Annotated in this window: 20 protein-coding genes; 9 read left to right on the plus strand and 11 right to left on the minus strand. The window is 45.7% G+C overall.

What is annotated here, in order from left to right; translation table 11 throughout:
- Positions 1-133: 133 nt before the first annotated feature.
- The 7 genes from LZU85_RS08375 (at position 134) to purT (ending at position 6,390) form a co-directional block, all read left to right on the plus strand.
- Positions 134-823 carry a DUF3334 family protein gene (locus LZU85_RS08375; protein WP_176297382.1) on the plus strand — a complete coding sequence of 230 codons (690 nt, stop codon included), beginning with the start codon at positions 134-136 and terminating at the stop codon, positions 821-823.
- Positions 824-969: 146 nt separating this feature from the next.
- On the plus strand, positions 970-1,659 hold the full coding sequence (locus tag LZU85_RS08380; RefSeq protein ID WP_176297381.1) for a DUF2786 domain-containing protein: 690 nt from the start codon (positions 970-972) through the stop codon (positions 1,657-1,659).
- A gap of 87 nt (positions 1,660-1,746) precedes the next feature.
- Positions 1,747-2,412 (plus strand): YiaD family glycine zipper/OmpA-like lipoprotein, encoded by a 666-nt coding sequence (locus LZU85_RS08385; protein ID WP_176297380.1) that lies wholly within the window; start codon positions 1,747-1,749, stop codon positions 2,410-2,412.
- Positions 2,413-2,504: 92 nt separating this feature from the next.
- Positions 2,505-3,494, plus strand: a complete 990-nt coding sequence (locus LZU85_RS08390; RefSeq protein WP_237286876.1) for a J domain-containing protein — start codon at positions 2,505-2,507, stop codon at positions 3,492-3,494.
- A 173-nt stretch (positions 3,495-3,667) separates the two neighbouring features.
- Positions 3,668-3,847: a hypothetical protein gene (locus tag LZU85_RS08395; RefSeq protein ID WP_176297379.1), complete on the plus strand. Its 180-nt coding sequence runs from the start codon at positions 3,668-3,670 to the stop codon at positions 3,845-3,847.
- A 348-nt stretch (positions 3,848-4,195) separates the two neighbouring features.
- On the plus strand, positions 4,196-5,083 hold the full coding sequence (cdd, locus tag LZU85_RS08400; protein ID WP_176297378.1) for a cytidine deaminase: 888 nt from the start codon (positions 4,196-4,198) through the stop codon (positions 5,081-5,083).
- A 131-nt stretch (positions 5,084-5,214) separates the two neighbouring features.
- Complete coding sequence (gene purT / locus LZU85_RS08405) at positions 5,215-6,390, plus strand: formate-dependent phosphoribosylglycinamide formyltransferase (protein WP_237286877.1); 1,176 nt, start codon at positions 5,215-5,217, stop codon at positions 6,388-6,390.
- Between the two features lie 52 nt (positions 6,391-6,442).
- On the opposite strand, the gene LZU85_RS08410 is transcribed toward purT, so the two are convergent.
- Positions 6,443-7,096, minus strand: a complete 654-nt coding sequence (locus LZU85_RS08410) for a thiopurine S-methyltransferase (protein WP_237286878.1) — start codon at positions 7,094-7,096, stop codon at positions 6,443-6,445.
- A 289-nt stretch (positions 7,097-7,385) separates the two neighbouring features.
- Here LZU85_RS08410 and LZU85_RS08415 point away from each other — a divergent pair, with 289 nt between their 5' ends.
- The gene (locus LZU85_RS08415) at positions 7,386-8,162 is read left to right on the plus strand and encodes a nucleotidyltransferase family protein (protein WP_176297376.1); all 777 of its coding nucleotides are present in this window, start codon (positions 7,386-7,388) and stop codon (positions 8,160-8,162) included.
- Positions 8,163-8,267: 105 nt separating this feature from the next.
- Here the strand turns inward: LZU85_RS08415 and ihfA are convergent, their stop codons facing one another.
- The 3 genes from ihfA to LZU85_RS08430 all read right to left on the minus strand — a co-directional run bounded on the left by ihfA (position 8,268) and on the right by LZU85_RS08430 (position 10,341).
- The gene (gene ihfA / locus LZU85_RS08420) at positions 8,268-8,555 is read right to left on the minus strand and encodes an integration host factor subunit alpha (RefSeq protein ID WP_011080242.1); all 288 of its coding nucleotides are present in this window, start codon (positions 8,553-8,555) and stop codon (positions 8,268-8,270) included.
- A 415-nt stretch (positions 8,556-8,970) separates the two neighbouring features.
- The gene (locus LZU85_RS08425) at positions 8,971-9,615 is read right to left on the minus strand and encodes a cysteine hydrolase family protein (protein WP_176297375.1); all 645 of its coding nucleotides are present in this window, start codon (positions 9,613-9,615) and stop codon (positions 8,971-8,973) included.
- Between the two features lie 12 nt (positions 9,616-9,627).
- Positions 9,628-10,341 carry an NUDIX hydrolase gene (locus LZU85_RS08430; RefSeq protein WP_011080240.1) on the minus strand — a complete coding sequence of 238 codons (714 nt, stop codon included), beginning with the start codon at positions 10,339-10,341 and terminating at the stop codon, positions 9,628-9,630.
- Between the two features lie 277 nt (positions 10,342-10,618).
- Here LZU85_RS08430 and pncB point away from each other — a divergent pair, with 277 nt between their 5' ends.
- Positions 10,619-11,932 carry a nicotinate phosphoribosyltransferase gene (gene pncB / locus LZU85_RS08435; RefSeq protein WP_237286879.1) on the plus strand — a complete coding sequence of 438 codons (1,314 nt, stop codon included), beginning with the start codon at positions 10,619-10,621 and terminating at the stop codon, positions 11,930-11,932.
- Positions 11,933-12,034: 102 nt separating this feature from the next.
- Here pncB and pheT read toward each other — a convergent pair whose 3' ends face one another.
- From pheT to LZU85_RS08470, 7 genes are all read right to left on the minus strand, one after another.
- Positions 12,035-14,422 (minus strand): phenylalanine--tRNA ligase subunit beta, encoded by a 2,388-nt coding sequence (pheT, locus tag LZU85_RS08440; RefSeq protein ID WP_237286880.1) that lies wholly within the window; start codon positions 14,420-14,422, stop codon positions 12,035-12,037.
- Positions 14,423-14,440: 18 nt separating this feature from the next.
- A complete protein-coding gene (pheS, locus tag LZU85_RS08445; RefSeq protein WP_011080237.1) occupies positions 14,441-15,424 on the minus strand; it encodes a phenylalanine--tRNA ligase subunit alpha in 984 nt (327 codons plus the stop codon).
- Positions 15,425-15,691: 267 nt separating this feature from the next.
- Positions 15,692-16,807 carry a GGDEF domain-containing protein gene (locus LZU85_RS08450; RefSeq protein ID WP_237286881.1) on the minus strand — a complete coding sequence of 372 codons (1,116 nt, stop codon included), beginning with the start codon at positions 16,805-16,807 and terminating at the stop codon, positions 15,692-15,694.
- A 210-nt stretch (positions 16,808-17,017) separates the two neighbouring features.
- On the minus strand, positions 17,018-18,202 hold the full coding sequence (locus tag LZU85_RS08455; protein WP_176297370.1) for a hypothetical protein: 1,185 nt from the start codon (positions 18,200-18,202) through the stop codon (positions 17,018-17,020).
- A gap of 12 nt (positions 18,203-18,214) precedes the next feature.
- Positions 18,215-19,033 carry an outer membrane lipoprotein-sorting protein gene (locus tag LZU85_RS08460; RefSeq protein WP_237286882.1) on the minus strand — a complete coding sequence of 273 codons (819 nt, stop codon included), beginning with the start codon at positions 19,031-19,033 and terminating at the stop codon, positions 18,215-18,217.
- A 13-nt stretch (positions 19,034-19,046) separates the two neighbouring features.
- Complete coding sequence (locus LZU85_RS08465; protein WP_419795965.1) at positions 19,047-21,428, minus strand: efflux RND transporter permease subunit; 2,382 nt, start codon at positions 21,426-21,428, stop codon at positions 19,047-19,049.
- 171 nt (positions 21,429-21,599) lie between these two features.
- Positions 21,600-22,388 (minus strand): TetR/AcrR family transcriptional regulator, encoded by a 789-nt coding sequence (locus tag LZU85_RS08470; protein WP_237286979.1) that lies wholly within the window; start codon positions 22,386-22,388, stop codon positions 21,600-21,602.
- Between the last annotated feature and the right edge of the window lie 172 nt (positions 22,389-22,560).

Below are 22,560 nucleotides of genomic sequence, written 5' to 3' on the forward strand. Positions count from 1 at the left end.
CACTTTACAACATTTAAAAGGTGATCAAAACAGAATCTAAATGCAAAAATGAAAGTTGTGCTTTCATTTCTAACGATACCAACCTAAAGTCATTGAAAGACCATATGTAAAGAACTTAAACAGAGCATTGATAATGAAAAAAAACAGAGTCGTTACGACCGAAGATATCTTGTTAAAACTGTGTCAGTCCGTATCTGGAGTGCTCACTTCTGCCACTTCTTCTCAAATTCACTATTCTGCAATGGTGCAGAAAATCAACAAAACCAGTCTAAAGCCTGATTTCGGCTGTTTCGTTCTTTTTGATGGCGGTTTTACTGGCCTCGTCGTCATTAACTTTACCGCAAAAGCAGCATTAGAGATTTACACCAATTACATGCGTAATATGGGCATGCCAGAAGAAGAACTGGCCGTGTTGCACACCTCCGATGAAGTGGGTGATGTGTTGGGTGAACTGATGAACCAGTTAGTCGGCGATTTCACCAATAAAATTCGCAAAGAGCTGCAAACCAACATCACCCAAAACCAACCTAAGATGTTGTCTCTGAACAAACAAGTTATTCTTTCGGTGGATACCAACCTAGACCGACCACAGGCACGTCGCGTTACCTTTTCCACCGCTAACAACAATATCTTCTACTTAGAGCTTGCGATGGATAAAACTGAATTTATTCAGCTTGAAGATTTTGAAGTCGCAGAAGATGAAAACCCAGATGATATTTTAGAAGCGGCACAAGCAAACATGCTCGGCAAGAAAGCAGAGAGTAACTCATCAGCAGAGGAGTTAGACATTACCTCAGACTTGCTTGACGAACTGGGCATCTAAAACTCTTCGCAACATCTCGACTGCTATAGCCGTGTCCACTGAGGCACGGCTTTTTATCGCCATACCTTTCGCAAGGATTCAAATTTTGTCGGAAAAAAGGTATGATGTCCGACTTTGCTGATTGAGTTAGGTTTTTGCCATTGTCTATGGATAAACAAAAAGCGCTGAAGAAAATTGCCAAATGCCTAGAGCTAGGCAACTCCGCCAACGTCAACGAAGCGGCCAACGCGATTAAGATGGCGCATCGATTGATGCTCAAGTATGGTCTCGATAAAGATGATATCGAGTTCATCAAAATGGGCAAAACTCAGTCTACCCATCTTCTGCCTGCGAGTATCAGTTCCGTCTTGTTGCGTGTTATTCGCGGCATCAATACCAAATTTGGTGTGGAAGCGGTATTGCTTAACCATAAAGGACTCAAACGCTTGGAGTTTATTGGTGAGGCTGACCGAGCGATTTTCGCTGCTTTCGCCTTTGACATTATTTACCGTGAAATGAACGAAAGTACAGGTCAATTCCGCAATAGCTTCGCAGGATCTGGAACCTCTTCTCTTGAGGTAACACGCCGAGTCAACTCATTTGTCTCTGGCTGGGTGGAAGGTGCGTTGGAAAAACTACCGGAGATCACACCCGATGAAGAGTCAGCGAACAAAATCAACAGCTATATCGATAAAGAGTTCCAAAACATCGATCGTGAAACTTTTAAGCAGCAATTGCGTGAGGCGATGAAAAATCTCACTGCCGATTACGAAGTAGGCTTAAAAAAAGGACGCAAAATATCAGTTAATCGCCCGGTTGGCGGTGCGCAAGCGATGAAACAAATCGAAAAAAGATAACCTTACACTGACATTTCTCTCATTGACTTGCTGAATAATCCGCACGGAGGCAGCAGTTAGCCTCTGAATGTACATGGAGAGATGACTTTGAAAAAAGTTTCTATTGCTTTAGCAATTCTTCTGACTCTAAGCGGATGTCAGGCAACGCAACGTCAGAATGCAACCACTGGCGAATCTGAAACCAACTCAGCCACCAAAGGCGCACTCATTGGCGCGATTGCAGGCGCAGTAGCCGGTGCGGCAACTGGCGACAAAAAAGATCGTGGTAAACGTGCTCTGATCGGCGCAGCCGGCGGAGCCGCTATTGGTGGTGGTGTTGGCTACTACTTTGACCAGCAAGAACAAGCTCTACGCCAAGAGCTGCTTAATTCTGGCGTTCAGGTTGAACGTGTGGGTGAGAATCAATTGCTGCTGCGTTTGGAAAACGGTATTGGCTTTAGTTCAGGTTCCTACGCACTTGATAGCGGCATACACAACACGTTAAAAGGCGTCGCTCGCATACTGGTTGAGTACCCTGATACTAGCCTTGTGATTGACGGATTCACCGACAGCACAGGTAACGATAACTCTAATCAAATTCTCTCAGAGCGTCGCGCTGAATCCGTGCGTAGCTTCCTAATTTCACAAAACGTTGCTGCCGGTCGTGCAGTTGCAAGAGGCAATGGCGAGCGCTACCCACTTTGCACCAACAGCACCGCAGAAGGCCGTGCATGTAACCGTCGCGTTGAGATTCAAATCCTCCCTTTAAAATAATCGCACGCAACAAGCGATTTTCGCTTAACTGCTGATTTCGCTTCAGGTTCAGTCTATAATTTGGGCTGAACCTGAACTCTAGAGATCCTATTTTGCGCACTCTTTTTTCGTTTTGTCTTGGCCTATTATTCACCGCAAACACCCTTGCTGACACCACGCAAGAACTGACTGTAAAAGCCAAACAGCAAGATCCCAAAGCGCAATATCAACTCGCAGTTCAACTAGAAAAACACCAAACTGATGGCTCAGCCGTTGATGCGCTCTATTGGTATCAACAATCTGCTGATTTAGGCTATGAACCCGCCCAGTTCAAACTTGCTCAATCTTTCGAGCAAGGTTTAGGCACTTCTGTCGATGTTAAGCAAGCCGCCAATTGGTATCTTCATGCCGCTTTGCAAGGCAATCAACAAGCGCTATTTCAGTTGGGTGCTTTGTTTGAGAAAGAAGGTCAGCAATTTAGCCATCTCGACTTAGCTCAGCTTTGGTTTGGCTTAACCGCGAAACAGAATGAAAAAGCTGACGCCGAATACAATCGCATCTTAGAACTGAAGTTCAATCAACTTCGAGCCAAACAAGTTTCCGCGATTTCACAGTTGGATAGTGCATTGGCTGAACCAAGCGACCCCTCTTTCACGACAGAGCTGCATCAGGAGGAGAGTTCTCTGCTCTTCCCTATCTATAAAGATTGGTGGGTGCTTGTGATCTTACTGACCATTATCGCTTTAGTCACCATCGCACGGGCAGTGCGCAAGCGTCGTTTAACTCAGCAAATTGAACAACATTTAATGCTAGAAAAAGAGCTAAAAAACCAACAGTTCAATAATAAGCAACTAAAAAGACAGCTTGAGAAAGTTTTTAATGAGTACAAAAAAATCCAATCACAAAACAAAAATCACAAACTCGCTCTCGCCTGCGCCATGTTTGGCTATCTGCCAAGCAATATCCCTGATGAAAAGTCGATCAAAATACGCTTTCGCCAGCTATCTAAACTTTATCATCCCGACGCTCAAGGTAGTGAAGAAGAAATGAAGCGTTTGAATGGCGCGCTAAAAGTCTTATTACAAAATGTTACAAGTAGGTAAAGCAAAGACTAGTGACAGTTCCATCAAAAGCTGAATCACCCGTTTTATATAGGATAGCAATCGATCTCCTTCTCATTTTTCGTTTACAGACATTTAACATCCATAGAAAAGTTATGGCATAATACACAGGCAAAAATGACACCTGCAATAATAGCTAGGTGGGGAGAATAGAGATGTTTACCATTGAAGGCACCTGCGACTGGTGCAAAAAACCAAGAATGCTAACACGCCATGATTATTTAGATGGAAAAAGCCATCATTCATGCCAAGAATGCAATGACATTGCAAAAATTGATGTAAGACTGTTCAACATCGGTGAGCAACAGATGAGAGAACGTCAAGCCATCCTCTAAAAAATACTCTTTTCGTGGCGACTAAAACACGATCACGGACTGAACAAATAACGAAATGTTTCCTTCTTACCCTCAGTTTCCTGAGGGTATTTTTTTGTCTATTACAACGATCCAAAGCCAACATTTACGATCGTCATTTTCTAGGTTTATATATTTGATTGGCTAACGATTCGCCTAGTTGATTGCTATCGGCTATCTTTTGGGGGACATTGTGCAATCGAATACATTTGTGACATCACTCTAATTATGAAATACAAACATCCGTTACATTGGTTATGGTGACGCAGATCACTGAATAGTTTTCGTTCTTGCATAGAATAACCTTCCATGCAATTACAAGGATTCACTATGAAGAGTCGCTTTGAGAACGCGCTGGCAAGCGCACCAGAATCACTTTCACGCCACTTAGCGCCTATCATTTTGGCTGCTGATTTTGATGCATCCCTTTCAACAGCTCAGTTTGATGAGTTACTCAAGCAAACAGGGATGACTGACAACCAATTGCGCGTGGCGCTACTTCCTTTTGCTGCCGCCTATTCTTACGCGCCCATCTCTGAGTTTTATGTTGGTGCGATCGTTCGTGGCCTATCAGGTGCTCTTTATTTTGGCGCTAACATGGAGTTTGATGGGGTCCAACTTGGACAAACGGTTCATGCTGAACAATCGGCTATCAGCCATGCATGGATGAAAGGCGAGCAAGGTCTTTCAGACATCACCATTAATTTCAGCCCTTGTGGTCACTGCCGTCAGTTCATGAATGAGTTATCTGGTGCCAAAGAGCTTAAGATTCAATTGCCAGAGCGCGAAGAAAAGAAACTACACGACTATCTGCCAGATTCATTTGGCCCATCAGATTTGGGCATCGAATCTGCATTAATGAGCCAAGTCCATCATGGCTTCACCACTGAAGATGATGATGCCTTAATGCAACGTGCGGTTGAAGCAATGAACTGTAGTCATGCACCTTATACGCACAACTTGAGCGGTGTGGCATTGCAAACTGAAAGTGGACGCGTTTATCTGGGTGCATACGCTGAAAATGCGGCTTTCAACCCAAGCCTTCCACCACTGCAAGTGGCATTAATTCAATTGCTTCTCGCGGGTGAGAGATTTGAAAATATTCAGTCTGCGGCGCTTGTTGAAAGCCATAAAGGCAAAATTAGTCACTTAGCATGTACCCAGTCAACACTGGAAGCTTTAAACCCCGATATTCCAGTGAGTTATCTCAGCTTATAGTGATATGTCGTCAGCCCTACTTTACGTAGGGCTTTCTTTAAAATCACAAAGCAAACGTTTGCTTTGCAGGTTAAATTGAGTATGATCGGCGGCAATTTTATTCTCTCTGATTACTTTTTAAAGGAAGCACTATGTTCGGTACCGCGACTCGCGAAAGCGCCACACGCGTATTACTTTTGGGCTCTGGTGAACTCGGTAAAGAGGTGGCGATCGAATGCCAACGTCTTGGGCTGGAAGTGATTGCCTGTGATCGCTACCCTGATGCACCCGCGATGCAAGTAGCACACCGCAGTTATGTTTTCGACATGTTAGATGCAAGCGAGCTAGAAAAAGTTATCGCCGCAGAACAACCTGCGTTTGTAGTTCCAGAGATTGAGGCTATCGCAACGGACAAGTTGGTAGAGCTCGAGGAACAAGGCTTAAACGTGGTGCCTAGTGCAAAAGCAACCAAACTTACAATGAACCGTGAAGGGATCCGTCGTCTAGCGGCAGAAGAGCTTGGCCTCACTACCTCACCATACCGCTTTGCAGACAACTATCAGCAATTTGTCGAAGCCGTTGAAGCCGTGTCAATTCCTTGCGTTGTGAAACCCGTGATGAGCTCTTCTGGCAAAGGGCAAAGCGTCATTAAATCTCCAGCCGATATAGAGAAAGCATGGCAATACGCTCAAGAAGGCGGTCGCACTGGCGCTGGACGAGTGATTGTCGAAGGCTTCATCAACTTCGATTACGAGATCACTCTACTCACCGTTCGCGCAGTTGATGGCGTGCATTTCTGTGCTCCTATTGGCCATCGCCAAGAAGATGGGGATTATCGTGAATCTTGGCAACCACAGCAGATGTCTGAAAATGCCATCAAAGCTGCCGAATACACAGCAGAACAGGTCGTCAATGCGTTAGGTGGCTACGGTATTTTCGGTGTAGAACTTTTCGTAAAAGGTGACAAGGTGATCTTCAATGAAGTCTCCCCTCGCCCACACGATACCGGGCTAGTAACACTGATTTCACAAGAAATGTCTGAATTTGCTCTCCACGTGCGTGCATTTACTGGCATGCCAGTGAACAAGATTGTTCAATACGGCCCTTCCGCTTCAGCGGTGATTTTGGGCAATGGTCAATCAGAGAACCTTCGCTTTGACGGTATGTCTGACGCACTTGAACAACCGCAAACCCAGTTGCGTCTGTTTGGCAAACCCGATATTAATGGCCGTCGTCGTTTAGGTGTTGTGTTGACACGTCGTTCTAGCACTGAGAAAGCGGTGGATGCAGCAATAGAAAGTGCTAAGAAAATCAAAGTCATTTACTGAACATCGTTTTTCGATTCAGCCGATTAAAAAGGGTAGCTCACGCTACCCTTTGTTATTTATCGTTTTCAATAACGTAGACTTCTTCGCTAAAGCGGCTTAAGCCTTGTTTTGCAATTTTGGGATGATGTTCATCCGCAATGTCTTGGTGTAAACGAGTCACACGCATGCCCGCAAATAAGTGTTCTATCTCTTTTTGAGTGACCGAAAACGGAGGGCCGGACATTTCTTGCTGAGGGTAATCTAAACTCACCAGTAAAATACGCCCACCAGGATTTAATAGACCACGAATGCGTTGTACATACTCCACTCGCATCTCTTCAGGCAACGCAATCAGAGCTGCACGGTCGTATATCAAATCTGCTTTACTGAGCGGAGCGGTGAAAAAATCCCCCGCGTAAATAGACAACTCATCAAACTGATAGAGCTCATGTTGACCGGAAATCGGAGTCACCGTCGGAGTGTAGAAGTGCTCTGCAAAAAACGATCGCACGGCAATCAAACTGAGTTCAGCCCCTTCAACGTGATCATGCTTCGTTGCCAACCACGCAAGATCTTCTGTTTTACCACAAAGTGGAACCAAAACCGTTTCTTCTCGCTTCGGTACCAACGCAGACCAAAAACGGGTCAATAATGGATTAACGTCCTCCAAATGGAAGCCAATTTGGTTGCTGGCCCATTTGTTGTGCCAAAATTCTGCATCTCTCATCGTTATCTGTATCTTTCTTTTGAACTGACCTGCGCCATAGCCTAACCAATAATTCACATTGAAAACAGTGAAAAATGGTTTTCGTTCATATTAAGTTAATCCTAGGAATGTAGAGTGTATGACTGAAATCTGGGGATTATGCAGTGTGTGACACTGCGCACATAAGAGAAACATATACACTTATCTTGATTGTTTCCTGACAGTGCGCCCCCATAACTTAAGTAACTTGACTGTGTTTTAGACCTTTTGACTCCCCGTTTACTAAAACAACGCAAGTTAAGGAGAGTGAATGAGCTTATTTCTTCGTACTACCGCATTGATGCTTTTGGTACTAAGCCGTGCACCTGCGTTTGCAGCCATTCCCACCGCGCCATCGAACCAAGAAAAACAGCGCGAAACAAGCCAAAATGAAGTGTGCTCAAAACTGTTTAAACACAGCTTGAGTGGTTTATACGGCATTCAATCCACTGATACGCAACCACTTCAACCCTACACTGATTTTGACGTGCTTTATAGTAAAGCGCACCAAGCGCAATTTGAGCTCGAAACCATCGTAAAGAGCACCGCACTGTTGACGGATACTCAGCCCTATTTTGCAGGCGTGAAATCACAACAACGCGCGAAACAGAAAATTGCTTTGGAACTTAATAATCAACCAGAACGCATTACTGACCTCGCTAGAGCAACCATTGTAGCCGATGACGTAGCAAGCCTTGTTAGTGCCTACGAGGCTTTAGAGCGAGAAACACACATCGTCAAAGTGAAAAACCGCTTTAAGAGCCCAGGTGAGTCTGGGTATCGTGACCTCAACCTGCTGGTACAACTACCAAAGACCAACTTAGTTGCAGAAGTCCAATTGCACTTGAAAGCGATTGCAGATGTTAAAAGTGGCCCTGAACACGATTTATATCAGCAAATTCAAATGATGGAGAGACAAGCAGCAAGTGAAACGCGTTCACTGAATGATGTCGAGTTGGCGACCATTAAACGACTAAGAAGCCACTCAAAAGATCTTTACCAACAAGCGTGGCAACCTTATTTAACCACACACTTGGAAGCGGCTTAAGCGCTTAAGCAAATAAGCAAATAAGCAAATAAGCAAATAAGTTAGATACCGCTGAAAAACGAAGACCACGCAATGCGTGGTCTTTCTGTATTCATAGTTCCATTACTATTTCAGATTTTCGACACGAGCTTTTAGCTTCTGGCCTGGTCTGAAAGTGACAACGCGTCGTGCAGTAATTGGAATGTCTTCACCGGTTTTAGGGTTACGACCAGGTCTCTCGTTCTTATCTCGTAGATCAAAGTTACCAAAACCTGATAGCTTTACCTGCTCGCCATTTTCTAGTGCCTTGCGAATTTCTTCAAAAAACACTTCAACCGTGTCCTTGGCGTCCCGTTTACTAAATCCTAGTTTTTCAAACAGGTTCTCTGCCAAATCGGCTTTTGTGAGCGCCATAAAACTTTCCTCAAAGCTAAGTTATACCTTGCTACACAATGGGTAGCGCCAAAGCAATTTGCCCTACCAATCAACAACATATCGGGCTTACAACGGAAAGTGTATGCCAAGCTTCTGATTTACGCCAACTTTTTATTTGATCTAAATCGCGCATTGAATTCAAAAAGGCAGCGCTAGAGTGTCAATTTTTGAAGCAATTCAACAAAAAATGTAATAAAGCAAACACTTATAAAGATTAAAAAACCAAATCAAAGCAAAATTGCGAAATTTTTATCTATTTGATATTTTCGTTAGCTATCGCATATTTTTTCACCACCCTGACAAAACCTTCCTTTTTATCAGTAAGTTGCAACCGCAATAACATGCACATAAATAGGATAACACCCTAGCGATTTGTTTCAAAAATAGCAGTATTTCATTCGTGCAGTTGCACTTGATTCACATCATCGATACAGATAACGCCAAGCGCCGTTAAGTAACTAAGCACCTGTGCGTTGTTTTCTGGAAACACTGCGCGAGTTGACGCCAAATTTAGAATCACCTTAAAGCCTGCGGCGACAAGCTGTTCTATGGATTTTTTCACGCAAAAGTCCAACGCCAATCCACCCACAAGCACAGTATCTATTCCGTGGGCATGAAGGAACTCAATTCCCCCTGTCGATAGTGTATCGGCTTGGTCATGATAAAACGCCCCGTATGGGTGGGCATCGGGATCAATACCTTTGTTCATTTGGAAATCGTACTCTCGAATAGCAGGTAAGCCCGGCAGCAATTCGACACCTTGCGTACCGACAATACAATGTGGATTCCATTTAATATCCACTTCCGGAAGGCCAACCGGCTCTAACATGTTTGCAGGCGTTTCAGCTTCCCACGCGGCTCCCGGAGGATGCATATCGCGCGACACTAACTTCAGCTTTGCTTTTGTATGATTCTGCTTTAACGCTTCAACAATCTCTAACGCACCGGAGACAGGAAGTTCATTGGGGCATAACTCACTAAACCCTTGTTGCGGATCCACGTCTAACGACGCTGTGCGATTTTTGAAGATATCTACCATGTTTAACTCCCTTTAACGCAAGCAAGTTTGAAAATAGGTTACGTGTTTATCCGCTAAGCTATAGACCTGAGCGGGTTTGCCTCCCTTCCCTTTGTTGGTCGAGGCAATTTTATTCGCGCTCACGATCACACCAGTGTCGATCAAACGTCGCTTGATCGTCATGCGGTTCACATCCACACCAAACTTGGCGTAGGCGTGAATGATGTCAGAAACGAGAAACTCTTTTTCGAGTGCAAACAAGACCACCGATGTGTATTCGATCGCGGCACGCAACTTGGTCCATGCGAGGCGAATTAAATCGGCATGGTCAAAGGCCAGCGCCACTTCCCCTTGCAGCACCGACTCAAGCGCGAACCAAGCCAATTGCTGATCACACAAACCACAGTTTTGAATTTGTTCGATATTGGTTTGATTAAGCAGTGCATAGTGGGCGATGGTCACGCTCCAACCATGGGGATCGCGTTTTGGGTTACCATCCACCATCGGCTCACTGATGTAGTGAGGATAGGTATGAATTTTCTGCCGACAGATACGACGTCGTGCAGAATCAAAATCAGCGTCAGCGGGTTGTCCTCCCTCTTGGGATAAATCGTGTTCAAACACAAACCCTCCCGGAATAGACCACATGCCATGCTGTGGTCTCTCAGGATTGGTGCGCTTAATCAGCAGAACTTCCAGCCCTTTCTCACCTAGCTTCAGGCAAATCATGTCAATCGTAACAATCATACGGCAACTCTTAATATCAAACTGGCACTACAATACTGAGACGATCCTATAGGGTCAATAGGAAAGTACACTTTTGTTCCTAACTTTGATTTATACCTAATCATTCAATTCCAGGCATGCTTCATCCGTCAAACATAAGAATCAAATTAGCCCGGCACATCCCTCGCCAGACCATGTGATGTTAGTAACAAAAATTGACAAACCATACTCTCTCATTTAGAGTTCAGCACATTAACGAACAAAATGTTCTTAACCTAAACAGGGTGAAAACAGACACATGTGCGCGCCACTTTTTCAACCAGCCATTATTCAAAGTGTTCTTGATTTAGATGTGTATAAAATCAATATGATGCAAGCCGCGTATCGATTTTATCCTCAAACACAAGTGCGCTACGAACTGATCGTTCGCTCTGATGATAACTTGTCTGATTTAGTGGAAGAGGTTCGTGAGGAAATCAACCGCCTCGCAGAGCTTCGCTTTGATGCTGCCCAGTTGGCTTACTTGGCAGAGAAAGCGCCCTATTTAACGGCAGAGTTTCTCTCCTATTTAGAAACCTTCCGCTTCCACCCTCAGCAACAAGTCTCTGTCGGTATTTTCCGCACCGCACAGGGCGACTGCCAGCTCAGAGTCACCATAAATGGCATTTGGCACGAAACCATTCTCTACGAAACCTTAGTGATGAGTATTATCTCAGAACTGCGCAATCGTCGTTATTGGGCACAAATACCCCAATCTCAACTGCACAAGGTATTAGAGGACAAACTGGACTTTTTAGATTCGGAACTTAAACGCCGTAATATTACTAATTTCCGTTTCTCTGAGATGGGGACACGACGCCGATTTAGCTTTGCTGCGCAAAAAACGATGCTTGACGTATTGCGTGCACGAGTGCCAGAACTGCTCTTAGGCACCAGTAATTATCACCTTGCTCAAGAGTTCAATTTAACGCCAATTGGCACGGTCGCACATGAATGGACCATGGCACATCAAGCGCTTGTCGCTGTTCAACACTCTCAGCGTGTCGCATTAGACAAATGGCTTGAGGCGTTCGATGGCAGTCTTGGTATCGCTCTAACCGACACCATCGGTATTGATGCGTTTCTTAGCGATTTTGACCTAGACAAAGCCACTGCCTATGCAGGCGTGAGACACGATTCCGGCAGTCCATTTGTTTGGGGAGATAAAATCATTGCCCACTACGAAAGTCTAGGCATCGATCCAACCACTAAGTCCTTAATTTTTACCGATGGACTGGATTTCGCGCGTGCGCTTGATATTTGCGAGTATTTCGCCGGACGCGCACAGATAAGTTTTGGCATTGGCACTTTCCTCGCCAATGATATGGGGAACTGGACCAATGACAAAGGCACCCGTTACCAACCGATATCAATGGTGGTCAAGATGGCGGAATGTAATGGCTCCCCAGTGGCAAAAATCAGCGACGAGCCGGAGAAAGCCATGTGTGAAGACATCTTTTTCTTGATGAACCTCAAGCAACGCTTTGGCTTAGAAGTGGACCTTGATAAAGCGATCGAAACGCTAAAGCAGATGAAACGTCAGCAGAAAAAGCGCATTCAAAGCGTCGCTTAAAACAAATTTGCCTCTGTCCTCTCATGGCGCCTTTCGTGGCGATTAACGACAGACATAAAAAAACCTGCCAACTGGCAGGTTTTTTGTCTTCTATGTTTGAGATTAGTCGCGCAGTGACGCGCCAAACTTCTCAGACACATGTGCAACGATGGCATCTACCGCGCCTGCGATATCGGCATCTTCCAACGTGCGCTCGTTAGACTGTAGAGTCAAAGCGATTGCAAGGCTCTTCTTGCCTTCCTCAACGCCTTTACCTACGTAAACGTCAAACAGTTTTGCCGCTTTAAGGAACTCGCCGCCCACTTCTAGACACGCGTTAACGATGTCACCAGAAGCAACCGCTTCATCGACAACAACCGCAATATCACGACGGTTTGCAGGGAACTTAGACAATGCTACCGCTTCAGGGATCACTTTGCGATTGATTGCAGACCATTCGATCTCAAACACAATAGTGCGACCATTTAGACCAAACTTGCGTTCTAGCTCAGGGTGAACCGTACCAATCACACCGATTTCTTTACCATCAACAACAATAGCCGCTGACTGACCTGGGTGAAGTGCTGGATGTTTTGCTGCAACGAAGCTGTATGCTTTGTCGTTTGCAGAAAGATCAAGAATCGCTTCCACATCACCTTTAAGATCAAAGAAATCAACCGTGTTGGTATCGATGTTCCAATGTTCTTCACTGCGAGTACCTGCGATAACACCAGCCAGCATTGGCTCTTGGCGCATGCCGTTTTCAGCCGTGTCACATGGGATGAAACGCAGACCGTATTCGAATAGACGAACACGTGGTTGCTGACGCTTCTGGTTATGAACCACAGTGTTTAGCAAACCTTGAATCAAGCCAAGACGCATTGCTGACATTTCTGCAGAAATTGGGTTTGGCAGGATCAGCGCATCAACACCTGGAACAACCAATTTCTGTTGTTCAGGTTCAACAAAGCTGTAAGTGATCGCTTCGTGGTAACCACGGTCAACAAGCAGATCGCGAACACGTTTAAGAGGGATGTTCGCCTCTTGGTGATCGTGCATTTTCAGTGCGGCTGCTGGGTTTTGGTTTGGAATGTTGTCGTAACCGTAAATACGGCCAACTTCTTCCACCAAATCCTGCTCAATCGCGATATCGAAACGCCATGTTGGTGCCACAGCGACCCAACCTTCTGCGGTCGTTTCTACCGTCATACCCAGACGTTCTAGGATCTCAACCACGTCGCTGTCTGCAATGTGATGGCCTAGGAGGTTATCCAGTTTAGTGCGGCGCAGTGCGACTTTGTTTGGCTTAGGTAATTCCGCTTCAGATTCTACCGCCACAACAGGCGCAACTTCACCACCACAGATTTCAACAAGCAGTGCGGTTGCACGCTCCATTGCACTCGCTTGCAGTGCGTAATCCACACCACGTTCGAAACGCATTGAAGAATCCGTGTGTAGACCGTAGCTACGAGCGCGGCCACGAATGTGGTCAGGTGCAAAGAAAGCACACTCAAGTAGCACATCTTTGGTTTCAGAGGTTACACCAGACTCTTCACCACCAAAGATACCCGCGATCGCCAGTGCTTTGTTGTGGTCTGCAACCACCAAAGTATCGGCATTCAATTCTGCTTCGCTGCCATCAAGAAGGGTGATTTTCTCGCCCTGCTCTGCCAAACGAACCACGATACCACCGTCGATCTTCGCTAGATCAAAGGCGTGCATTGGCTGGCCTTGTTCTAGAAGAACAAAGTTTGTGATATCAACCACTGGATCGATTGAACGAATGCCACAGCGACGCAGTTTTTCTTGCATCCATAGAGGTGTTTTCGCTTGAACGTTAACGTTCTTCACCACGCGACCAAGGTAACGTGGACACGCGGCTGGCGCTTTCACTTCAATCGCAACGGTGTCATCAATAGAAGGCGCAACAGGAGCAACAGAAGGCTCAGTGACGTCAGCACGGTTTAGTACGCCCACTTCACGCGCCATCCCGCGAATGCTGAAACAGTCAGCACGGTTAGACGTCAAATCAACGTCTACGGTCACGTCATTCAGTGCTAGGAAATCACGGAAGTCCATACCGATTGGTGCATCGATAGCCAGTTCCATGATGCCATCCGATTCCACATCGATGCCTAGCTCTGTGAATGAACAAAGCATGCCGTGCGAAGGCTGACCACGTAGTTTCGCTTTCTTAATTTTGAAATCACCTGGTAGCACAGCACCGACGGTTGCCACAGCCACTTTCAGGCCTTGACGACAGTTCGCTGCACCACAAACGATGTCCAAAAGCTCTTCTTCACCCACGTCGACTTTGGTGACACGCAGTTTGTCTGCATCTGGATGTTGACCACATTCCACAACGTGACCAACTTTAACACCGTTAAAAGTGCCTGCGACAGGAAGAACATCGTCTACCTCTAGACCGGCCATCGTGATTTGGTGAGTAAGCTCGTCAGTAGTAACCGCAGGGTTTACCCACTCACGAAGCCAAGATTCGCTGAATTTCATTGTGCTTAAACCTCTGGATTACTTGAACTGTTTTAGGAAACGAAGATCGTTCTCGAAGAACGCTCGTAGGTCGTTCACGCCATAACGAAGCATGGTTAGACGCTCAACACCCATACCGAATGCAAAACCAGAGTATTTTTCAGGATCGATGCCAACGCTACGAAGTACGTTCGGGTGAACCATACCGCAGCCTAGTACTTCTAACCATTTACCGTTTTTACCTTTTACATCCACTTCTGCTGAAGGCTCAGTGAATGGGAAGTAAGACGGACGGAAACGGACTTCAACTTCCTCTTCGAAGAAGTTACATAGGAAATCGTGCAAGATGCCTTTTAGCTGTGCAAAATTCACGTTTTCATCCACCAGCATGCCTTCCACTTGGTGGAACATTGGCGTGTGCGTTTGGTCGTAATCGTTACGGTATACACGGCCTGGTGCGATGAAACGGAATGGTGGTTTACCATTTTCCATCGTACGGATCTGTACGCCAGACGTATGAGTACGCAACATCAAATCTGGATTGAAGAAGAAGGTATCGTGGTCTGTACGCGCCGGGTGATCCGCAGCGATGTTTAGCGCGTCGAAGTTGTGGAATGCATCTTCGATTTCTGGGCCAGACTCAACGTTAAAGCCTAGTTCACCAAAAAACTGTTCAATACGCTCAACTGTACGCGTAACTGGGTGAAGACCACCATTTTCGATACGACGACCAGGTAGGGTCACATCGATGGTTTCTGAAGCCAGTTTTGCTTCCAATTCCGCTCTTTGCAGTGCGTCTTTACGAGCTGCTAAAGCGTGTTGAACAACCTCTTTGGCCTTGTTGATCTCTTGACCAGCTTCGCGGCGCTCTTCTGGTGGAAGTTTACCTAGGCTTTGTAGTTGAGCCGTTAGCTCACCTTTCTTACCTAGATACTGAACTCGCACTTCATCGAGTGCGACAAGCGACTGTGCGGCATCAATCGCAGCATTCGCATTAGCAATGATCTCTTGTAGATGTTGCATCGTTTCCTCATCTACCTTCTGGTAGTGTCCATAAGGGAGTAATTGGTACTTTTTTGATAGCTGTACATAGTAGCTAAACCCGCCTCTAATGCCAAATTGAATTATTAAAAGAAGAGGTTATTGAGTAAAAAGACGCCAAATATTAAAAGAAGACAAAATCCCAGAAATCCGATTAATGACATTTGGCTGGAAAAGAGGCGAAGTGAACGAAAAGATAAGCGCTAGTTCGTCTCTGAACCAAGATGGCCCAGAGACGAATTGAGCATATTAAGAGTTGAGTTGAGTCGCGTTGACGCAATTTTTACCATGATGCTTAGAGCGATATACAGAATCATCCGCGACTTGAATTAACTCTGTGTAGGTGCTCATCGCGGGCGTTCTTTCTGCCACCCCGACACTGATGCTGCCGCGCCATGGTTCCAAGCCTGTCGGGATAAGCAAATTGTTCACTTGTTGACGTACAAGCTCAGCGACATGCAAACCGCCCGCTAAATCGGTATTTGGACAGATCACCAAAAACTCATCTCCACCCAAACGACAAACAATATCGTCACTGCGGAAACTGTGTTTCAGCGTGTGCGCTAACTCTTTCAACACCACATCACCAGCTTCATGGCCGCAACTGTCGTTCACTTGTTTAAAGTAATCCGCGTCAATCATGATACACACCAACGGCGCGTCAGCCAAAGAAGCATCATTCCACAGCTCTTTAAGTGTTTGGATGGCGCAGCGACGGTTAGGCAACTTAGTCAAAGAATCGGTATAAGAGAGCACTTCCAGTTGTTTATTGGCTTCAACCAGCTGCCGTGTGCGCTCCTCCACTTTTTGTTCAAGGTACTGATTAAGCGACAACAACTCTCGATTACGCTCCGAGACTTGATTAAATAACGCGTTCAACGCATCAAGCAGCGGCTGAGTCGAAGAATTACTTTTCCGTTCTTCTTGTTCATAGGCTTGTTGCGGTGACATCCCTAATTTAATCGCTTCCACTTGTCTCGCCATATTTTGGTCAATACCCAAAATATGATAAGCCAACCAATGAATCAGAAAATGCAGTAATTGTTCTGCGGATTTTTTGTTTTCTTCCGAGATAAAGCTCTGCATGCCCATGATGTCAGACATGAAAGCGCGATGAATTTTGATATGGTATTGCAAATGCTCGTGATAGACACCCGCGTTACGCATCAAGTTTTCTTCTTCTTTGAAGTGAAACTCGGCGTAACGCGACAGCTCAAACAATGCCATTTGAATGTCTTGTATTGATATCGTATTTTCTGAAATCAGCTCACCGTATCGGTTGATAAAACCCACCAAATACTGATGTTGCTCATCAACATCTGTGATGCCCGTTTCAAAGTTTTTATCCCATTTGAATGAGTTCAATTGACAGCCCTTTAAAATGTGTCCGTTTTTCGTGAACACTCTAAATCCACTCATTTTTCGAGGGATTTTATAGTGAATATAGTGAAAGAGCTTTATGGAAATGTTGAAAAAATGAGGTGGATCTAATTTGAATCGGTATCACAAAAACAAAACCAATAATCCACCTCAATCAATATCGAAAATATAACGCTAAAAATCAGTTAGTTATATTCAAAAATGGTAATCTAATGAAAATTCAATAAAGTCATCTTTACGACCAAAGTATAGCAGGTCATTCGGGGTTTCATTCTCAAACAGCCATGCATCGATACGCCACTTGAGCTGATTGTTAATTCGGCTGCTCGCTTCAAGCTTGGCGTTGTATACGTCACTATTATCAAGATCTTGAGTTATACCCATTAAGAGTTCGGTGCCATCCTCATCATTAAAGGCAAAACGTAGCCCTGCAAAAACATCATTTTGCCCTATCGTCTGAGCATTGTTTCCTCGGCTGTCATACAAGTATTCCGCAATAAAGCCGATATCAACGACGGAGTCCAACACGCCTACCCATGTGTATTCAAAACCGGTCACAACACCGGTGTGGTGATCGTCACTATCTCGGTAAATGCTCTCAAGCTTCCACAGCCAATCTCCGACAATACCTTGGATATCAATGCCAACTTGAGACATTTGTACGTAGTACGGTTTTATCTCTCCCCCATCCAAACGATAGTAGGGATCACGATTGGTGCCTTTAAAATAGCTGACTCCGACATCCCAATCTCCAAGCATTTTGCTATATCGAAAGGCAAAATCGGTGTGTTTCTCCGCTTGCGAAGATTGATATAACGCATCTTGAGAAATGGGCGGATTAGGCCTTAACCTGCCCTCTTCGCCTGAAAACGTTCGCTCACGAAAATACGGCAGCACAAACCAATCTGTTGTTCCCCACTCTTTTACGACCGTCACATGCACCATCGGCTGTCCTAATTTGGCTTCGCCATCTACCGATTCAACCGCATCGGTCTGGTTAATCACATCCACTAAATGCGCCGATTCCGTTACCCCCCAAAACACTTTGCCGACGCCTGCTCTGAGCTCATAATCTCCCCAATAATTGAGGTAGAGTGCTTCGCGTATATCGCCATGAGAGCGCTCTTCATCCACCGCATCCCAACGATAAAATGGAATAAAAGTAAAACGGCCATTACCCTCACTTTGCTGCCAATAAAATTCAGGTTCGAATACCAAGGAACTTTGGCCTTTGTCTTGGCCTTGTAACCCTGATGAAAAGAACTGCCTATGTTCAAGACTTGCGCTGCCCGAGAGCTCAATGCCAAAACATGGTAACGCTGCGGTGACAAGCAGCGTTGAGGCCAGCAACTGGCCTCCCTTAACGATGGTTTTCTTCATGTATCGATCCCATTACTTGATGCGTTTCAGCACGTTTTGCTCGAAATCGCTTTCCGTTAAGCCCGTTCGAAACGCCATTGCATTGGTCGTCAGTTCTGTACTTTTGCCTGTTTGATGATTCACCATCGTCATTTTATGGGCTCGCCAGTATTGATTGAGGTATTGCTGGTACTCATTGAACACGAGGGTTTTGAGTAACGCATTTTTGCGATCATAGAACTCCATCTTCAAAGGACGATAATGTTGCTGATCCAGCCAAACCAGTTGACGCGTATACCCCGAGTTTTCATCCGTTGGCACTTGCTCGATGACAAATGCGTTTTCTCCATCTATCGATTCATCACCCAAATAAGCAAAACGGTATTTTTCCAGCTCGAACGAGCTGAGATCTTCATAGGCAAACTCACTGCCCATAAAAGGGCCGGATTTATTGCGTGACGAAATGCGTTTCACCCGTTTAAGCGCAGGTAAATAAAGCCACTGATCGTCCGCATCGCTGATGTGCGAATGGTTGAGAAACGCCGTACCTTGAACGTCTCTTGGCTCATCGAAGATGGTGAGCCCTTTGTCACCATCGGCTTCGACCTCCAGCGACTTCAAACGCATCAAACGAAGGCTACTTTCGCCTTGTGCATTTTTGAGGAGCATTTCCATGGTCGCGACCGAGTCCCCCCAACCAAGGTCACGCTGCTTGCGCTCCTTGGCGATTTCTAGTCCTTTGGCTTGATCATTGGCCATTGCTGGCGTGACTCCCAGTGCAGCAGATAGTGCGATAAACAAAGCCGCCACCACCGCCATCGTATTGAGTTTTTGTATGCTGAGTTTTTTCATCTTGATGTCCTTATTATGCTTGATTCGGTTGAATGGGTGTTGTGTTCGGCTCTTGAGCGGCTTCCAACTGCGCGTATTCCGCTGTATCAAATCGCATCAGTAACGATGGCAATAGAACGAAGTCGATCACCAAAGCGACGAAAATAACGATGGCGCTTAACTGCCCCATATCTGAGTTGAGGCGGAATTGCGACATGGCCAACACCGAAAACCCGGCCACTAACACGACGGTGGTGATCCACAAAGCACGCCCGACGGTATGAAAGGCATATCGCACTGCCTGCTCTGCGTTTTGCCCTGCTTTGCGTGCGTGCTGATACTTGGCAAGGAAGTGGACTGCATCATCGACAACGATGCCAAGCGTCAGGGTCACCACAACCGAGAGACCTAAGTTGATTTCACCGGAGATCAACGCCCAAAGACCAAAACCAATCACCGCTGGGGCAATATTCGGAACCAAACTGATCATGCCAAGTCGCCAAGAGCGCAGAGCAAAAATCATCAACGCAGAGATGAGGATTAAGGTAATCGGCAAGGTAGACAGCATGCTGGCCATGTTCGTTTCACCGATATGAGCAAACATCAGCGATGGGCTTGATGCTACCACTTGATATTGCGGCGCATGGCTGGCAAACCATTGATAGAGGCGCTCTTCCAAGGCCACCAACTCGACGCTGCCTAAGTTTTTCACAGTCAATTGCAGTTTGACGGAAGACTTGTCGACATTGACTTGGTTATTCAGATCTAAGCCAAATGGCAATGACATTTCGTAGAGAAGCAAGTACTGCGCGGCCAACTCACGCTCTGCTGGCAATGTGTAATAGGCATTATCATCACCGTGCATGTTTTTGTTTAAGCGCTTATAGATGTCCGACAACGATGCCACGTGGTCCGTTTCAGGCTGCTCGCGTAGCCAGTGGGTGAACTCCCCCAAAACCGCTAAGAATTCCGGACTGGCAATCCCTTGTGATTGATGCGTTTTAATGGCAATGCTCATCGTGGTCATGCCACTAATTCGTTGCTCCATAAAATCGGCCGCTTGTCGAAATTCACTACTGGTATCGAAATACTTGACCGATTCGTCGTTAACTTTGTTGTAAGGAATCAAAGCGGCACTACCTGCAATCACCACGATGGAAAGTGGCAATAAAACGTTGCGTCTGTGCACCACAAGATCCGCTAACTTATCCATAATATCCGACGATTTCGCCGCTTGTTTGGCACTAAAACGCACTGGCAGCAGGTTAAGCAAGGCGGGCAGTAAACTCACGGACAACACACACGCGATCATCACCCCTAGCGCAGACAAATTACCAAAGTCTCGTAGCACGGGAGAATCAGACATGTTCATCATCAAGAAACCAATCGCGGTGGTCACTGAAGTGATGATGATAGGCACAAAATTGAGCGTCACACTACGATGAATCGCTTGTGATTTCGGCATGCCCTGGCGCATAAAATGGCGCATGCTGGCAATGACATGAACACAGTCTGCCACCGCCAATGTCATGATCAGTGTCGGCACATTCACAGAGGCTACATGCAAAAACATCCCAGCCCAGCCGACGATGCCTAAGGTCGCAACAATGGCGCCAATAATCACCACTAACGTCGCCAAAACACTGAGAAACGAACGCAGCATGAGGGTGAGAAAAACCAAAATCACCAACAACATTGTCGGAACTAACGTCGCGCTGTCGTTTTGCGCCGCCATCGCAAACGAATGGTTCATTGCGATGATACCCGCCTTGTAGATGGTGACATCAGGATACTGTGCGCGATAATGGCTGAGCATTTGTTCAACGTACGCGACCACTTCATTTACTTCAGCGGTTTCATCCACCCCCGGCATTTGCATGGTAATATTGATAACCGCAACATCGCCTTTTTCGGAGACCAAAGCGTTCACCAGTAGCGGTTCTGACATCGCAATCGTGCGAACCTTGGCAATGCGTTCTGCGGTAAGTGGATACGATTGATAAAGAAGATCTTCCACCAGCAGATCATCGTCTACCGCTTCGGTATGTTGGTAGTTGGCAAGCGAGTCGACACGGCTTGAATAAGGGACTTGCCACGCTTGTTCCGTCATTTCTTGGATTTGAGTCAGTGTGCGCTGGTCAAACACATCGCCACTTTTAGGCGCTAAGACTAACGCGATGTTGTCGGTTTTCGCGAAGGTGGTTTGAATCTCATCAAAGGCTTGTAGTTGAGCATTACTGCCATCAAAAAAGATATTGTAATCCCCACGAAAATAGAGATTTTTTGCCCCCATCGCAGTCGCGACAATGGCAATCAGGCTGATGATAAGGGTCCAAAAACTGAACCGCGTTGAGAACGCGAGCAGTGAAGTGCGTTCATTGGTTGACTGCTGAAGATGGTTCATCACACTCTCCATTTGTGACGTTTCGTCAATAATCTCTCTTTAAAAACCAGCAAATGCTGGTTAAGAGAGGAAGAATTTTGGAATCAACAAAGAACAACCTATTTTTGTTTTTCCAAGTTCATTTTTTGACGGTTCGTCACTAAGTGTGATTTAAAAGCCAATCCTTAGATTGGCTTTGTTCCCTTAACGACCAACAGATTCGAGATAAGCGATTTCTTCAGCAAACAGTTCTTGCTCTACCCGTCGCCAGGTTTTGCGATAATCCCATTCGCTCGAAAGCGGCTTCCATCCGAGTCCATCAAGTAGCAAATTCGCGTTATGTAGCACCGTAAATGGATCTTGAAGGCGGCTGATACAGTGACTGTTTGATGCGTTTTGCGTCAAGGCATTCGAACCAAATGCAATTGACCAGTTAGCAAATACAATGGCATCAGAACCCACTGCGGGTGAAAACTTCACATCGCCGACTTCGGCCGCGTAGCTCACGAGCGCATCCGCACCTGAAATCACTTTCTCTTCAAGCTCATTTAACTCATTCACCCTCGCTGGCGACGCTTTCTCTAGCACCCATGGTGTTTTGGCCATGATGGCGCAGGTCGATAGCACAGGCTCAAGACGCGAGTAGATACGGTAACCTACATGCATCGCGATCATTTTTTCTCGCGTCGTACCTTCAAACGCTGCGGTACGATTAAAGAGAAGCGCTTCATTTTTTAGCGAATGAATACACAGCGCTAAAATCACATCCTCTTTGCTGCAAAAATGATTGTAAATCGTCCCTTTTGAGTACGGACTGGCCGCTGTTAGTTTGTCCATCGTAAGGTTGGCAAATCCTTCCTTCTGTACAATGGCTTTTGCTAACAGAATTAATTCAACTTCTCGATCAGCGATAGCTAGCTGTTTTTTCGTCTTTCCAGCCGAAAATCCACATCCTTTTTGCTCATCACTTTTCTTACAACCAAAGCTAAACATCATTCACTCTTCCGTATCGACGTACTCCCGCTGCGATTGTAACACGAATCCCTATTAAAGGAATCTCACTCATTTTTGACGAATCGTCATAAATGACACTTCGTCATAATAGCTTTAAATTTATCCATGTCAACACTCTTCATCAATATAAAACCAAAATGAAATTCATAGC

Source organism: Vibrio floridensis, from assembly GCF_021852965.1.
Classification (GTDB): domain Bacteria; phylum Pseudomonadota; class Gammaproteobacteria; order Enterobacterales; family Vibrionaceae; genus Vibrio; species Vibrio floridensis.

Coding starts and splice junctions, on each gene's coding strand:
- LZU85_RS08430 (WP_011080240.1), bottom strand. CDS start 10,341: ATGATTGTTACGATTGACATGATTTGCCTGAAGCTAGGTGAGAAAGGG.
- LZU85_RS08460 (WP_237286882.1), bottom strand. CDS start 19,033: ATGAAAAAACTCAGCATACAAAAACTCAATACGATGGCGGTGGTGGCG.
- LZU85_RS08410 (WP_237286878.1), bottom strand. CDS start 7,096: ATGAGAGATGCAGAATTTTGGCACAACAAATGGGCCAGCAACCAAATT.
- purT (WP_237286877.1), top strand. CDS start 5,215: ATGTTCGGTACCGCGACTCGCGAAAGCGCCACACGCGTATTACTTTTG.
- LZU85_RS08415 (WP_176297376.1), top strand. CDS start 7,386: ATGAGCTTATTTCTTCGTACTACCGCATTGATGCTTTTGGTACTAAGC.
- LZU85_RS08470 (WP_237286979.1), bottom strand. CDS start 22,388: ATGTTTAGCTTTGGTTGTAAGAAAAGTGATGAGCAAAAAGGATGTGGA.
- LZU85_RS08425 (WP_176297375.1), bottom strand. CDS start 9,615: ATGGTAGATATCTTCAAAAATCGCACAGCGTCGTTAGACGTGGATCCG.
- pncB (WP_237286879.1), top strand. CDS start 10,619: ATGTGCGCGCCACTTTTTCAACCAGCCATTATTCAAAGTGTTCTTGAT.
- pheT (WP_237286880.1), bottom strand. CDS start 14,422: ATGAAATTCAGCGAATCTTGGCTTCGTGAGTGGGTAAACCCTGCGGTT.
- cdd (WP_176297378.1), top strand. CDS start 4,196: ATGAAGAGTCGCTTTGAGAACGCGCTGGCAAGCGCACCAGAATCACTT.
- ihfA (WP_011080242.1), bottom strand. CDS start 8,555: ATGGCGCTCACAAAAGCCGATTTGGCAGAGAACCTGTTTGAAAAACTA.
- LZU85_RS08375 (WP_176297382.1), top strand. CDS start 134: ATGAAAAAAAACAGAGTCGTTACGACCGAAGATATCTTGTTAAAACTG.
- pheS (WP_011080237.1), bottom strand. CDS start 15,424: ATGCAACATCTACAAGAGATCATTGCTAATGCGAATGCTGCGATTGAT.
- LZU85_RS08395 (WP_176297379.1), top strand. CDS start 3,668: ATGTTTACCATTGAAGGCACCTGCGACTGGTGCAAAAAACCAAGAATG.
- LZU85_RS08465 (WP_419795965.1), bottom strand. CDS start 21,428: ATGGAGAGTGTGATGAACCATCTTCAGCAGTCAACCAATGAACGCACT.
- LZU85_RS08380 (WP_176297381.1), top strand. CDS start 970: ATGGATAAACAAAAAGCGCTGAAGAAAATTGCCAAATGCCTAGAGCTA.
- LZU85_RS08455 (WP_176297370.1), bottom strand. CDS start 18,202: ATGAAGAAAACCATCGTTAAGGGAGGCCAGTTGCTGGCCTCAACGCTG.